The organism is Mesorhizobium sp. CA5 (assembly GCF_020165105.1).
Lineage (GTDB): Bacteria > Pseudomonadota > Alphaproteobacteria > Rhizobiales > Rhizobiaceae > Mesorhizobium.
In genome coordinates, this window is record NZ_JAIUHJ010000022.1 from 51,977 (window position 1) to 65,641 (window position 13,665).

The window sequence follows — 13,665 nt, forward strand, 5'->3', positions numbered from 1 at the left end:
ATAAATCATGGTAAATGAAAGGTTATACGCGATTTACTCAAAGCACCGTCGAGGCTTCACGAAATCTTTGTGGGTTTGTAATAGGACCGCCCAAGGGGCGGGGTGGCAACAATGAAATACATAATCTTCATTCTCTTTACGGTCATGACCAATGCCGCAGCGCAGCTGATGCTGAAGCAGGGCATGATGTCGATGGGGCCGGTCTCCTTCGAGGGCGTCAATCCGCTCGTCAAGCTCTTGCAGATCGTGTTCAGCCCCTGGGTGTTCCTCGGCCTGTGCACCTTCGTCATCTCGATGGCATCGCATCTCTACGTGCTGTCCAAGGTCGAGCTCAGCTTCGCCTATCCGTTCCTCAGCCTCGCTTATGTCGCCGTGGCGATTTTCGCCTATTTCGTCTTCCGCGAGGACCTCAATGGCTGGCGCATCGCCGGCATCGCCTGCATCTGCGTCGGCACGGTGCTGATCGCGCAAAGTGGCCGGGAAATGGGTGGGCGCGGGCATGAGAATCAGACCGCATCCATCAATCCCGACAAGATCGGCATAAGCGAGATCGTTCGATGAGACATGTGATTTTCGGCGGCGACGGCTTCGTCGGCCGCCACCTTGCCCCCAAGCTCGCCGCCGATGGCGAGACCGTCGTCGTCGCCGATATCGTCAAGAGCGACCTGCCGCATTACCGCTCCATGCGTTTCGTCACCTGCGACGTCACCGATCCGGTCTCAGTCGCGGCGGTCGGCCTCAGGACCGACGACATGGTCTACAACCTGTCGGCGAAGATGCTGTCGCCGATCCAGGTGCGCGCCAAGCGGCACGATTTCTTCTTCCCGGTGAATTTCCACGGCACCGAACACATCATCCAGGCGATGGACAAGGCCGGCGCTTCGAAGCTGGTCCACTACACGACCGACATGATCTACGGCCACACGGTCGTGCTGCCGATGACCGAGGACCATCCGGTCGCGCCGCTCGGCGAGTATGGGCTGTCGAAGCTCAAGACCGAGGAGCTCGCCGCTGAATGGCGCAAGCGCGGCATGTCGATCTCGCTGTTCAGGCCGCGCCTGATCATCGGGCCCGGCCGTCTCGGCATCCTGGAAAAGCTGTTCAAACTGATCGACTGGAATTTTCCGGTGCCGATGATCGGCTCGGGCAGGAACCCTTACCAATTCATCTCGGTGTTCGACTGCGCCGAAGCCGCCCGCGCGGCCTGGAAAGCCGGCGTGCCGAACGAGGCTTACAATCTCGGCTCGCTCAATCCGCCGCCGGTCAAAAAACTGCTCGGCGATCTGATCCGCCATGCCGGCTCCAAGTCGATCCTGCTGCCGACGCCCGGCTGGGCGGTCAAGCGCACGCTCGACCTGCTCGACTGGTTGAACATGCCGATCATGGATCCGGAACAGTATCTGATCGCGGACGAGGAATGCGTGCTCGATGTTTCCAAGGCCGAGCGTCAGCTTGGCTGGGTGCCGCAATATCGCGACGAGGACATGCTGATCGCCGCCTACAACGAATATCGCGCCAAGATGGACGGCCACGCCGTCGCCACCAGACAGGTTCCCGCCGAATAGAGCGCGAAGGGGAGATTTTTCAGATGACCGTCATGGCCAAGCCGGAACATACCGGAACACGCACGCTGGTCGACGCGCCGGCGCTTTCGCCCACAGCAATCGCCAAGCCCGATCTGATCAGCGTCGAGCAGGCCAAGGCGATGGACGTCGCCCGCATCACCGACCTGTTCAAGGCTCATCTCAACCCTGGACAGCTGCATTTCATGAAGCTGCTCGGCTTTCACAAGGTCAAGATCGAGCACGCCGAGGGCATGTTCTATATCGACCAGAACGGCCGCAGGATCCTCGATTTCTTCGGCGGCTTCGGCTCGCTGGCCTTCGGCCACAACCACCCGCGCATTTTGGAAGCCCGGAAGAAATTCCAGGAGGAGAAGCGCCAGGAGATCGCCATCGCCTTCATGTCGCAATATGCGGCAGCGCTTGCGCACAACATCGCCAAGTGCTCGCCCGGCGATCTCGACATGGTGTTCCTGGGCTCGTCGGGTTCTGAGGCCATGGAAGCGGCGGTGAAGCTCGCCGAGCGCGCCGCGGGCCCGAAGCGGCCGAAAATCGTCTATGCCGAGAATTCCTTCCACGGCAAGACCAAGGGCGTGCTGGCGATCACCGACGGCCAGCTCTACCGCGCCGATTTCAAGGTCGCAGACAATGTCGTGCGCGTTCCTTTCGCCGACATCGACGCGGTCGAGCGGCTGTTCAAGAGCAATCCGGAGATCGGCGTCATCGTGCTGGAAACCATCCAGGGCGGCGGCGGCATCATCCAGGCGCCCACGGAGTACTGGCAGAAGCTGCGCGCGCTTTGCGACCAATATGGCGTTCTGTGGGTCGCCGACGAAGTGCAGTGCGGCTATGGCCGCTCGGGCCGCTTCTATGCTTTCGAGCATTACGGCGTGGTGCCGGATGTGACGGCGCTGGCGAAATCGCTGGGCGCCGGCAAGGCGGCGGTCGGGGCGATGATCGCCAGGCGCGACATCTACATGAAGGCCTATGGCACGCCGAAGACGGCGATGATCCACGCCATGGCGACTTTCGGCGGCATGGGCGAGGCCTGCGTCACCGCGATCGAGGGCGTCAACGTGCTCTATGACGAAGGGCTGATCGACAACGCCGCTTCGACGGGCGCATACCTGTTGCAGCGGCTGCAGGCGCTGAAGGAAAAATACCCGAAGATCATCAAGGACGTGCGCGGCAAGGGTTTTATGATCGGGCTCGAGTTCCACGACTTCTCGCAGACCCTGCCGATGGTGCTCAGACCGGTGGTGAGCGTGCTTGACGACAAGCTGAAAGGCTCGCTGTCGGGCTTCGTCGGCTCGCTGCTGTTGCGCGACTATGACGTGCTCGTCGCCTTCACCGAATACAACCGCAACGTCATCCGGCTCGAGCCGCCGCTGATCTGCCAGTCCGAGCATGTCGACCGCTTCGTCGACGCCTTCGACAGCCTTTTGTCGCGCGGCATCGTGGCGATCGTGAAGGACTTCGTGAAGAGCCAAGTCGGTAAATAGGGGCCGCTGAGAATGCTGACCAGCCCCTCCGCGCCAACCAATCCGCTGGAAAGCCTGACCGGCGCCGGCCTGGCGTGGGGCGAGGGGGCTTACGCGAAATGGGCAGCATCGATCGGGGCGGTCGCCTTCTCGCTCTATATCCTGCTGACCGCCGCGACCGCCTGGTTCATGCCCGACGCCAACTGGGACATGCTGCCTTATCTGGCGATCGCCGAGGAAAGCGCCTATCCCGAGCCCCAGGCGCTGCATGACTATGCCTACAGCACGGTCAAGCAAGGTGTGTCGGCCGGCGATTACAGGACGCTGACTGACGACGGCGGCGGCTTCCGCAGCCATATGGCGCAGAATGCCGCCGATTTCCATTCGCTGCTCGGCATGTACCGGATCAAGTTCCTCTATGCCGAAATTCTTTCCGGCCTCAGCCATGTCGTCTCGCCGGTCGAGGCGATGCGGCTGGTGCAGGTGGTTTCCGTGCTTCTGTTCGGCGCCATTACGCTCGCTTGGCTGCGCGCCGAGGACGCGCTGGCGCTGGCGCCTGTCGTCGGCGCCTTGCTGATCATGGCCGATTTCGGCGATGCGGCGCGGGCCTCGACGCCGGACCTTCTGTGCTCGGCACTATTCCTCGGCGGTGTCTTCGCCTATGTGCGCAAGCGCGAGGCGGCGACGGCGGTCCTGCTGTTCCTCGCGTTCATGGCCAGGCCGGATAACATCGTCTTCCTCGCCATTTTCGCGGCGCTGCTCGTCGCTTTCCGTGAGAAGGCATGGGGCGCGCTGGCAGGCTTCGCGGCCTCTTTCGTCGCCTATTTCGCCATTTCGCACTGGGCCCAGCATCCCGGCTGGTGGCCGCATCTTTGGTTTTCCAGTATCGAGCAGCACTACAACATGGACGGGTTCGACCCGCCGTTCTCGGTAACGGCCTATCTCAAGGCCTTCGCCGCCTCGGTGGTGCGTGCCATCAACGTCAACAGCTGGGTCGGCGTGTCGGTTCTGGCACTGGCCGGATGGTACGGCTTGAGCCGCGCCGGTTTCCGGCTCGACCGCCGCGCCGGCATCCTGCTGGCGGCGCTTGTGCTCGGCGTGCTGGCGAAATTCGCGGTCTTCCCGATCCACGACACCCGCATCTATTTCCCCAATCTTCTGCCGCCCTTCCTGCTGCTTGCCGCGCCGCTGATGGCGCTGTGGGCATCGGCAAGCCAGGGCAGGCACCGAGCCGCGCTGCAGGTCATTCCCGGAGACAAGTCATGAACTCGCTTTCCAGTCTCGCGCGCGTTCTTCTGTCGCTCGGCCTTCCGGCCGGCCTGCTCGATCGCGGCCCCTCCCTGCACGGCACGAAATTCCTCGCCAAGGCGGCGCTTAAGGCACGGTTCGGCGGCAACGGCCGGCCGTTCCAGATGGTCAATGTCGGCGCCTGCGACGGCGCGCTGTTCGACGACGTAACACCCTGGCTGCACCGGATCCCCGGAGCGTGCGCGATGCTGGTCGAGCCGATCCCGTACAATCAGAAACGGCTGCGCGCCAATTACCCGGATGCCAGCCGCTTCGTCATAGAGCCGGTGGCGGTGACCAGGACCAAGGGCACGATCACGGTCCATACATTCGATGCCGCGGCGCTTGAAGCCGGCACGCTGCCGATCGAGTTCATCGGCTGCTCGTCGGTCACCGACACCAATCTGATGTCAGGCAAGAACGCCTGGGGCGAGGCCGACGGCAATTTCAACAAGTTCGCGCCGCACTTGAAGGATATCGAGGTGCCGTCCGAAACCTTGCAGACTTTGCTCGACCGCAATGGCATCACCCACATTGACGCTTTCCTGGTCGACTGCGAAGGCGCCGACTGGATGGTGTTCGAACAGCTTGACCTTGGCCGCTATCGTCCGGGCATGATCAAGATCGAGGTCGGCGCGCTGCCTGCGGCCGAGATTGGCCAGGTCGTGGTAAAGCTCAAGACCGCGGGCTACCAGGTCGGCTTCCAGGCCGAGGACGTCTGGGCCTTCGACTAGCCAATTCATCTCAGCGCGAGGGGTCGCGCCGTACCTGCGGCGTGTCGCAAACAGGCGGTAGCTCAATCCGCGTCCTCTGCATATTGTGCGCCATTCGAAGGGCGTGCAAACGCGCCCGTCCATCATTCCGGAGTCGCGGGCAATGGCAGAGTTTCCGAAAAAGGCGAAGGTCGTCATCGTCGGCCTGGGCGGTATCGTCGGCGCTTCGGTCGCGCATCACCTGATCGAGCGCGGCTGGGACGACATCGTCGGCATCGACAAGTCGGGCATCCCGACCGATATCGGCTCGACGGCGCACGCCTCGGACTTCTGCTACACGACCAGCCACGACTTCCTGTCCTGCTGGACGACGCTCTACTCGATCGATTTCTACGAGAAGATGGGCCACTACGCCCGCGTCGGCGGCCTCGAAGTGGCGCGTGTCGGCGACGACGCCCGCATGGACGAGATCAAGCGCAAGATCGCCTCGGCAAAATCCTTCGGCACCCGCGCGCGGCTGATCGAGCCGGCCGAGATCAAGGAAAAATTCCCGCTGATCGAGGAACATCTGGTGCAAGGCGGGCTGTGGGATCCGGATGCCGGCCTCGTCATCCCGCGCTCGCAGACGGTTGCCGGCAAGCTTGTCGACCAAGGTGTCGCGGCCGGCAAGCTCCAGGCTTTCGCGAACACCTCGGCCAAGGAGCTGGTCGTCGAGAACGGCCGCATCAAGGGTGTGGTGACCGAGCGCGGCACGATCGAGGCCGATTATGTGGTGGTCTGCACTGGCATCTGGGGCCGGCTCACCGCGGCGCTGGTCGGCGAGGACCTGCCGGTCATGCCGATCGACCATCCGCTGACATTCTTCGGCCCCTACAACGAGTTCGCCGGCACCGGCAAGGAGATCGGCTGGCCGCTGCTGCGCGACCAGGGAAACTCGGCCTATATGCGCGACACCGGCGACCCGAAGACCGCCGAGGGCGGGCAGATCGAATGGGGCTATTACGAGGAGACCAATCCGCGTCTCTGCCACCCGCGCGATCTCCTTGAAAAAGACCAGGCGCGGCTCTCGCCGTCGCAGCGCGACCTCGACATGGAGCAGATCATGGCGCCGCTGGAGCGCGCCATGGAGCTGACGCCGATCCTCGGTGAGCTCGGATATAACGAAGGCCATTCCTTCAACGGCCTGCTGCAGGTTACCACCGATGGCGGCCCGTCGATGGGCGAAAGCCAGAAGGTGAGGGGGCTGTGGTATGCCGTCGCCATTTGGGTCAAGGACGGCCCGGGCATGGGCAAGTTGATCGCTGACTGGATGACCGACGGCCGTACCTCGATCGACCATCACGCGATCGACTATTCGCGCTTCTACCCGCACCAGACCAAGGAACAGTTCATCTGGGATCGCTGCACCGAGACGGCGATGAAGGTCTACAATCCGGCGGTGCATCCGCGCGAGCCCTTTTCCAAGGGCCGCAACATCCGCCGCTCGCCGTTCTACGAGCGCGAGAAGGAACTCGGCGGCTATTTCATGGAACTGGGCGGCTGGGAGCGCGCCCATGGCTACGCGGCCAACGAGCATCTGCTGGAAAAATACGGCAACCGCGTGCCGGTGCGCGAGAACGAGTGGGACAACCGCCACTTCTGGCGCGTCTCCAACGCCGAGCACCTGGCGATGAGCGAGGATTGCGGAATCGTCAACCTGTCGCATTTCTCGATGTATGACATCGAGGGACCCGACCATGTAGCGCTGCTGGAATGGCTGTGCGCGGCCAAGATCGGCGGCGACAGCAATATCGGCAAGGGCATCTACACCCACTTCCTCGACGAGGAAGGCATGGTGCGCGCCGACTTTACCGTCATCCGCATGGCCGATCGGTGCCGGCTGATCGACGGCGCCGACGCCGGCCCGCGCGACTTCCGCTACATGCAGCGCACCGCGCAGGACAAAGGCTTCGACGTCACCGTCACCGACGTGACGGAGAAATACGTCACCATCGGCATCTGGGGACCGAATGCGCGCACGACCCTGCAGAAAGTGGTCGAGGATCCGAACGGGCTGACGCCGGAGAATTTCCCGTTCGCGGCAATCAAGCCGATCCGCGTCGGCGGCAAGGACGTCACCGCCTTCCGCATCTCCTATGTCGGCGAGCAGGGCTGGGAACTGCATATGCGCTACGAGGACGGCCTGGCCGTCTGGGACGCGCTGCGCTCGACCGGCGTCATGCCTTTCGGCGTCGAGACCTATGCCAACACGCGCCGCATGGAAAAGAGCCTGCGGCTGCAGAACGCCGATCTGCTCACCGAGTACAATCTGCTCGAGGCCGACCTTGCCCGTCCAAAGGTCAAGGAGAACGACTTCTGCGGCAAGGCCAAGCATCTGGAGTATCGCGCCCGCGAGCATCAGCCGGCGATGCTGTGCACGCTGGTAATGACCGACAACAAGGACGCCAAGGGTGTCGCGCGATATCCGGTCGGCACCATGCCGGTGCTGGATCCCGCGACCGGCGAGACGCTGGTCGACGAGCTCGGCCGACGCTCCTTCACCACCTCGGTCGCCTACGGCCCGACCATCGGCAAGAACATCGCGCTCGCCTATCTGCCCTGGGCCTATTGCCAGGAAGGCCGCAAGCTGCAGGTCGAGTATTTTGGCGAGACCTATCCGGTCGAGGTGGCCGGTGTCGGCTACAAGCCGCTCTACGACCCGGAGAACCTCAAGCCGCGGAGCTGACGACCGGCGCGATAGCGGCAACTGGTCGGAAAAGCTTTGGCCTTCCTCGGAAGGCCTTCAGGCTTGGCTTGATGTGCTGGGGGCCAACAGCTTATGTGGCCCATCAGCAGCTCGCGAAAGCAACACGCCCCATGCGCATCCTGTCCGACGCCTTCATTCCCGAACTGCCCAACCGCTACAACGGCAAGGTGCGCGAAAACTACGATCTGCCGGACGGGCGCCGCATCATCATCGCGACCGACCGTCTGAGCGCGTTCGATACGATCCTGGCCTCGATCCCATTCAAGGGGCAGGTCCTCACCCAGACGGCGCGCTACTGGTTCGAGGAGACAGCCGACATCTGTCCCAATCACGTGCTAGAATATCCCGATCCCAATGTCGTGGTTGGCAGGCGGCTCGACATGCTGCCGGTCGAGATCGTGGTGCGCGGCTATCTGGCGGGGACCACCAGCACCTCGATCCTGACCAAATACAGGAAGGGCGAACGGAGCTTCTACGGTCACACCTTTCCCGATGGGCTGCGCGACAATGAAAAGCTGCCGCAAGCGATCATCACCCCGACCAGCAAGGCCGCCAGCGGCGGCCATGACGAGCCGCTGTCGGAAGCCGAGATCATCGAACAGGGGCTGCTCACGCAGGCGCAGTGGGACACCGTATCGCGTTATGCGCAGCAGCTGTTCGCGCGCGGCCAGCAGCGCGCCGCCGAACGCGGCCTGATCCTGGCCGACACCAAATATGAATTCGGCACCGCGCCGGACGGCGCCATCGTGCTGGCGGACGAGATCCACACGCCCGACAGCAGCCGCTACTGGATCGCCTCCACTTACGACGAGGCGTTCGAAAGCGGCGGGCGGCCGCAGAGTTTCGACAAGGATTTCGTCCGCTCGTGGGTGTCGGCGCGCTGCGATCCCTACACGGATCCGATCCCGCAAATTCCGGACGAGATCGTCAACCAGGCCTCGGCGGTCTATATCCGGGCCTATGAAGCGATCACTGGCGAGAAATTCGTGCCCGATCTTTCCGGTGACAGCGTGCTGGAACGCATCCGTTCAAATCTCGCGCGGTATTTTTGAGCGGTCCCGCGGCGGCGGAATCCGATGCCCGGATTCCCGGCTTTTGCGCGCGGGGATTTTCGCCTAACCTTGCTCCATGTCTGCTTATGCCCGTGCAAGGCATATTTTTTCAGGCAGTGCCGCGCTGGCGCTGGCGCTCTGGCTGACACCGGCAGCTTCTCCCGCCGAGCCCGTCGATGTCGAGCTGGTGCTGGCGGTCGATGTTTCGCTCTCGATGTCGCCGGCCGAGCTTGAGATCCAGCGTCATGGTTATGCCGCGGCGCTGACGCATGACAATGTGCTGAAGGCCATCGCCGACGGCGCCTACGGCAAGATCGCGGTAACCTATGTCGAGTGGGCAGGCACGACCTGGCAGCGCGTCATCGTGCCGTGGACGGTGATCGCCAACCGCGCCGATGCCGAGAAGGTGGTGGCGCAACTCGATGCCCGTCCGCCCGACAGCGCTCGGCGGACCTCGATCTCCGGCGCGCTGAGCTTCGGCAGCGACCTGTTCGCCGAGAGCGGATTCCAGGGAACCAAGCGCGTCATCGATATCTCTGGCGACGGGCCCAACAATCAGGGCGCGCCGGTCGACCTCACGCGCGACGAGGTGGTCAAGCAAGGCATCACCATCAACGGGCTGCCGTTGATGACGCGCGGCGGTTTCAGCGGCGCCTTCGACGTTGAGAATCTCGACCGCTATTACAGCGACTGCGTCATCGGCGGACCGGGCGCCTTCATGATCCCGGTCAACGACTGGACGCAGTTTCCCGAAGCGATCCGCCGCAAGCTGGTGCTCGAGCTTGCCGGTCCCGCTTCGCTGCAATGGGCGGCGCAAGAGGCCGCGCATCCGCCGGTCGTGCTCGCCGACAACGGGCCGGCCGCGGATTGCTTGGCGGGCGAGAAGATGTGGCGCAACCGCGGCTGGGGCACGCCGTGAGCAATCGAGAAGCCCCTCAAAGTCCGCCGGCGGGCGTCGGATTGGACCATCGTCGAGTGCGGCTTCCGCTTCATTGACAAGCCTTTTGGGGTCTGTGAGACAATTCGCGCTCACCGCAAAAAGGGGAACCACAATGGTAAGAACCACCATTTTCGCGGCGGCGCTGACGGCGGCCGCCGTGCTCAGCGCGCCGGCGATGGCGGCGACGTCGATCACCATCGGCATCAGCGGCTGGACCGGCTTCGCGCCGCTGACATTGGCCAAGCAGGCCGGGCTTTTCGAAAAGCACGGGCTCGACGTCACGCTCAAGAAAGTGCCGCAGGCGAGCCGTCCGCTGGCCATCGCCAGCGGCGACCTGCAATGCGCGGCGACCACGGTCGAGACCTGGATGGTGTGGAACGCCAGCGGCGTCGCCACCAAGCAGATCTTCCAGCTCGACAAATCCTATGGCGCCGACGGCATCGTCGTGCGCAACGACATAAAGACCGTCGCCGATCTCAAGGGCAAGAACGTCGCCTCGTCCGCGCCTGGAACCTCGCCCTATTTCCTGCTCGCCTGGGTGCTCAACAAGAACGGCATGTCGACCAAGGACGTGACAGTCGTCAACCTGGAGCCGGACGCGGCGGCGCAAGCCTTCCTCGCCGGCCAGAACGATGCCGCCGTCACCTACGAGCCCTTCATCTCAGCCGTGCGCGACAAGGCCGACCAGGGCCACATCCTGGCGACCACGCTCGATTATCCGATGGTGATGGATACGGTCGGCTGCACGCCGGACTTCCTCAAGGCCAATCCCGATGCCGCCAAGGCGCTCGCCGACAGCTATTTCGACGCGCTCGACATGATCAAGAAGGATCCGCAGAAATCCTACGAGATTATGGGCGCCGACGTGAAGCAGTCAGCCAAGGAGTTCGAGGAGTCGGCCAAGTACCTGAAATGGGCCGACAAGGCCGAGAACAAGCAGTTCTTCACCAAGGATTTTCAGGACTTTTCCAAGACCGCGGCAGAGCTGCTGCTGCAGATGGGGCTGATCAAGGAAGCGCCGGATGTGTCGACGCTTGCAGACACCAGCGCGATCGCCGACTGATCGCGTATCGCCCGATCGGCGGCGTGACGCCGCCGATCCCTCCTCTCAAGGACTTTTCCTGATGCTGCGCCCCTTGCATCCCGTTGCGCCGGGCACGCGAACCGTGCTCGGCGTCGCCTTCTTCGTCCTGTTCGTGGCGTTCTGGGCGTGGATCACGCTCGGCGGCCATGTGAACCGGATCTTTCTTGCCGATCCGCTGTCGATGCTGAAGGATGGCTGGCGGTTGCTCGTCGAAGACCGGTTCTGGCTCGATATCCTGATCACTATCTGGCGCGTCTTCGGCGGCTTCGTGCTGGCGTCGATCGTGGCCGTGCCGATCGGCATCGCCATGGGCGCCTGGAAGCCGGTCGAAGCCTTCCTCGAACCGTTCGTGTCCTTTGCGCGCTACCTGCCGGCGTCGGCCTTCATTCCGCTGCTCATCCTATGGGCCGGCATCGGGGAACTCGAAAAGCTCCTGGTTATCTTCGTCGGCTCGGTGTTCCAGATCATCCTGATCATCGCGGTCAAGGTCGGCGGCACGAGGCGGGACCTTGTCGAAGCTGCCTACACGCTGGGGGCGACCGACAATGGCATCGTCAAGCGCGTCATCATGCCGGCCAACGCGCCGGAGATCGCCGAAACGCTGCGGCTGGTGCTGGGCTGGGCCTGGACCTATGTCATCGTCGCCGAGCTGATCGGCTCGTCGTCAGGTATCGGTTACATGATCATCAACAGCCAGTCGCGGCTGGCGACGGGACAGATCATCTTCGGCATCATCGTCATCGGGCTGATCGGGCTTCTGTCCGACTTCGCCTTTAAGGCGCTCAACCGCTGGCTCTATCCGTGGAGCCTGGCATGAGCAAGCTTCTGATCGAGGGCGTTTCGCGGACCTTTGCCGGGGTCGAGGGCGGCCAGCCGGTGCAGGCGCTGCAGCCGGTTGAGCTGTCCGTCTCGGCGAATGATTTCATCACCATCCTCGGGCCATCCGGCTGCGGGAAGTCGACGCTGCTGAGGATCGTCGCCGGACTGGAAGCGCCGAGCACCGGCCGCGTGCTGCTCGACGGCAAGGCGGTCACCAGGCCGGGACCGGACCGCGGCATGGTGTTCCAGTCCTACACGCTGTTTCCCTGGCTGACGGCCGCCGAGAACATCGGTTTCGGCCTGCGCGAGCAAGGCAGGCCCGAGCGCGAGCGCAACGAGATCGTCGCTTCCTATCTCGATCTCGTTGGGCTGAGGGGCTTCGAGAACCATTGGCCGAAGCAGCTGTCGGGCGGCATGCAGCAGCGCACGGCGATCGCGCGCGCCTTGGCCAACGACCCCGAAATCCTGCTGCTCGACGAGCCGTTCGGCGCGCTGGACAACCAGACGCGCGGACTGATGCAGGAACTGCTGCTCGGCATCTGGGAGCGGCGCAAGAAGACGGTGCTGTTCGTCACCCACGACATCGAGGAGGCGATCTTCATGGCGTCGCGGGTGATCGTGATGAGCGCCCGTCCCGGCCGCATCAAGTCGGACGTGCCGGTCGACCTGCCGCATCCGCGCCATTACACGCTGAAGACCAGCCCGGAATTTTCCGCGCTCAAGGCGCAGCTTACCGAAGACATCCGCATCGAGGCAATGCGGACCGCGCAGGGGCAGTCCGCCTAGACGACTGCGCCTCTGCCTGCTTAAGCCGCCAGCAACTGCTTGCGGTCGACGCGCTCCTGCTGCGGCGAGCGCGCGTAGAGCTCGCGGTAGCATTTGGAGAAATGCGAGGCGGAGACGAAGCCGCAGGCCACCGCCACTTCGACCACCGGCAGCGACGACTGGATGAGCAGGTGCCTGGCGCGGTCGAGCCGGATCTCCAGATAGTAGCGGGCAGGCGAGCGGCCCATCTCGGTGCGGAACAGGCGCTCGATCTGCCGGCGGGACAGATCGACATGGTCGGCGATCTCGATCAGCGACAGCGGTTCGGCTAGGTTGGCTTCCATCAGCTCGATGATGGTGAGCACCTTCGAGTTCTGAACGCCCAGGCGGGCGCGCAGCGGCAAGCGCTGGCGATCGGTCGGGCTGCGCACTCGGTCGGTCAACACCTGCTCGCAGACGCGGTTGACGAGGCTTTCGTCGAAATCGTCGCCGATCAGCTTCAGCATCATGTCGAGCGCGGCGGTGCCGCCGGCGCAGGTATAGACGTTCTGGTCGACCTCGAAGAGGTCGGCAAAGACATTGGCCTTCGGGAATGCCTCGGAAAAGCCCGGCAGGTTTTCCCAATGGATGGCGCAACGCTTGTTGGACAAGAGGCCGGCGGCGGCCAGGATATGCGCGCCGGTGCACAGGCCGCCGACGGCGACGCCGCGATTATACTCCTCGCGCAGCCAGGCGAAGGCCGATTTGTTGTGGTAGCGCTCGACATTGATGCCGCTGCAGACGATCGCCATGTTCGGTCGATCCGGCCCGGCCATCTTCTTGCGCTCTTCCTCGAGCGAGGTGTTGACGGCGCATTCGACGCCGTTCGAGGCGCGCACCGGTTTGCCGTCTATGCTGGCCAGCCGCCAACGATAGGCTTCGTAGCCGAGCATCCGGTTGGCCGAGCGCAGCGGATCGAGCGCCGTCGCAAAGGCGATCATGGTGAAATCGGGAATGAGGAAGAATACAAACGATCTCTTGATCGGATGCTTTACGGCATTCACGGGAAACCTCACGCAGCCATGACGCGAACAGGATGTCGCGAACAGCATAGCGACAACAGGAAAAATCATTCCTGTCAATCGGGTAGGCGGCTAAGTGAAGATTAAATTTGCGACATGGGTCGCAAATGGGCAATTCAGCTGGGCATAAAGCTCCATCGCCCGGGCAATGCAAC

At 63.4% G+C, this 13,665-nt stretch carries 12 protein-coding genes; 11 read left to right on the top strand and 1 reads right to left on the bottom strand.

Annotated elements, in window-relative coordinates:
- Window positions 1–111 precede the first annotated feature (111 nt).
- From LB529_RS24110 to LB529_RS24160, 11 genes are all read left to right on the top strand, one after another.
- On the top strand, window positions 112–561 hold the full coding sequence (locus LB529_RS24110; RefSeq protein WP_224712482.1) for an EamA family transporter: 450 nt from the start codon (window positions 112–114) through the stop codon (window positions 559–561).
- Window positions 558–1,565, top strand: coding sequence for an NAD-dependent epimerase/dehydratase family protein (locus LB529_RS24115; protein ID WP_224712483.1), 1,008 nt, complete (start codon window positions 558–560; stop codon window positions 1,563–1,565). Before LB529_RS24110 ends, LB529_RS24115 begins: the two co-directional genes overlap by 4 nt.
- Before the next feature lie 23 nt (window positions 1,566–1,588).
- Window positions 1,589–3,064, top strand: coding sequence for an aspartate aminotransferase family protein (locus LB529_RS24120; RefSeq protein ID WP_224545500.1), 1,476 nt, complete (start codon window positions 1,589–1,591; stop codon window positions 3,062–3,064).
- A gap of 12 nt (window positions 3,065–3,076) precedes the next feature.
- Window positions 3,077–4,309 carry a hypothetical protein gene (locus LB529_RS24125; RefSeq protein ID WP_224712484.1) on the top strand — a complete coding sequence of 411 codons (1,233 nt, stop codon included), beginning with the start codon at window positions 3,077–3,079 and terminating at the stop codon, window positions 4,307–4,309.
- On the top strand, window positions 4,306–5,064 hold the full coding sequence (locus tag LB529_RS24130; protein ID WP_140840036.1) for an FkbM family methyltransferase: 759 nt from the start codon (window positions 4,306–4,308) through the stop codon (window positions 5,062–5,064). Before LB529_RS24125 ends, LB529_RS24130 begins: the two co-directional genes overlap by 4 nt.
- A 142-nt stretch (window positions 5,065–5,206) precedes the next feature.
- Window positions 5,207–7,768 (top strand): FAD-dependent oxidoreductase, encoded by a 2,562-nt coding sequence (locus LB529_RS24135; RefSeq protein WP_224712485.1) that lies wholly within the window; start codon window positions 5,207–5,209, stop codon window positions 7,766–7,768.
- Between the two features lie 131 nt (window positions 7,769–7,899).
- The gene (locus tag LB529_RS24140; protein ID WP_224712486.1) at window positions 7,900–8,841 is read left to right on the top strand and encodes a phosphoribosylaminoimidazolesuccinocarboxamide synthase; all 942 of its coding nucleotides are present in this window, start codon (window positions 7,900–7,902) and stop codon (window positions 8,839–8,841) included.
- 76 nt (window positions 8,842–8,917) lie between these two features.
- The gene (locus LB529_RS24145) at window positions 8,918–9,760 is read left to right on the top strand and encodes a DUF1194 domain-containing protein (RefSeq protein ID WP_224708438.1); all 843 of its coding nucleotides are present in this window, start codon (window positions 8,918–8,920) and stop codon (window positions 9,758–9,760) included.
- A gap of 133 nt (window positions 9,761–9,893) precedes the next feature.
- A complete protein-coding gene (locus LB529_RS24150; protein WP_224600951.1) occupies window positions 9,894–10,844 on the top strand; it encodes an ABC transporter substrate-binding protein in 951 nt (316 codons plus the stop codon).
- A 61-nt stretch (window positions 10,845–10,905) separates the two neighbouring features.
- On the top strand, window positions 10,906–11,682 hold the full coding sequence (locus LB529_RS24155; RefSeq protein WP_176476899.1) for an ABC transporter permease: 777 nt from the start codon (window positions 10,906–10,908) through the stop codon (window positions 11,680–11,682).
- Entirely contained in the window at window positions 11,679–12,470 is a 792-nt protein-coding gene (locus LB529_RS24160; RefSeq protein ID WP_224712487.1) for an ABC transporter ATP-binding protein, read from the top strand. The genes LB529_RS24155 and LB529_RS24160 overlap by 4 nt, the downstream gene beginning before the upstream one ends.
- A gap of 20 nt (window positions 12,471–12,490) precedes the next feature.
- On the opposite strand, the gene LB529_RS24165 is transcribed toward LB529_RS24160, so the two are convergent.
- Window positions 12,491–13,429, bottom strand: a complete 939-nt coding sequence (locus LB529_RS24165; protein ID WP_263482302.1) for a GlxA family transcriptional regulator — start codon at window positions 13,427–13,429, stop codon at window positions 12,491–12,493.
- Between the last annotated feature and the right edge of the window lie 236 nt (window positions 13,430–13,665).

Excerpts from the sequence above, each read along its gene's own strand:
- LB529_RS24110 (WP_224712482.1), top strand. The coding sequence starts at position 112 with ATGAAATACATAATCTTCATTCTCTTTACGGTCATGACCAATGCCGCA.
- LB529_RS24115 (WP_224712483.1), top strand. The coding sequence starts at position 558 with ATGAGACATGTGATTTTCGGCGGCGACGGCTTCGTCGGCCGCCACCTT.
- LB529_RS24120 (WP_224545500.1), top strand. The coding sequence starts at position 1,589 with ATGACCGTCATGGCCAAGCCGGAACATACCGGAACACGCACGCTGGTC.
- LB529_RS24125 (WP_224712484.1), top strand. The coding sequence starts at position 3,077 with ATGCTGACCAGCCCCTCCGCGCCAACCAATCCGCTGGAAAGCCTGACC.
- LB529_RS24130 (WP_140840036.1), top strand. The coding sequence starts at position 4,306 with ATGAACTCGCTTTCCAGTCTCGCGCGCGTTCTTCTGTCGCTCGGCCTT.
- LB529_RS24135 (WP_224712485.1), top strand. The coding sequence starts at position 5,207 with ATGGCAGAGTTTCCGAAAAAGGCGAAGGTCGTCATCGTCGGCCTGGGC.
- LB529_RS24140 (WP_224712486.1), top strand. The coding sequence starts at position 7,900 with ATGCGCATCCTGTCCGACGCCTTCATTCCCGAACTGCCCAACCGCTAC.
- LB529_RS24145 (WP_224708438.1), top strand. The coding sequence starts at position 8,918 with ATGTCTGCTTATGCCCGTGCAAGGCATATTTTTTCAGGCAGTGCCGCG.
- LB529_RS24150 (WP_224600951.1), top strand. The coding sequence starts at position 9,894 with ATGGTAAGAACCACCATTTTCGCGGCGGCGCTGACGGCGGCCGCCGTG.
- LB529_RS24155 (WP_176476899.1), top strand. The coding sequence starts at position 10,906 with ATGCTGCGCCCCTTGCATCCCGTTGCGCCGGGCACGCGAACCGTGCTC.
- LB529_RS24160 (WP_224712487.1), top strand. The coding sequence starts at position 11,679 with ATGAGCAAGCTTCTGATCGAGGGCGTTTCGCGGACCTTTGCCGGGGTC.
- LB529_RS24165 (WP_263482302.1), bottom strand. The coding sequence starts at position 13,429 with ATGATCGCCTTTGCGACGGCGCTCGATCCGCTGCGCTCGGCCAACCGG.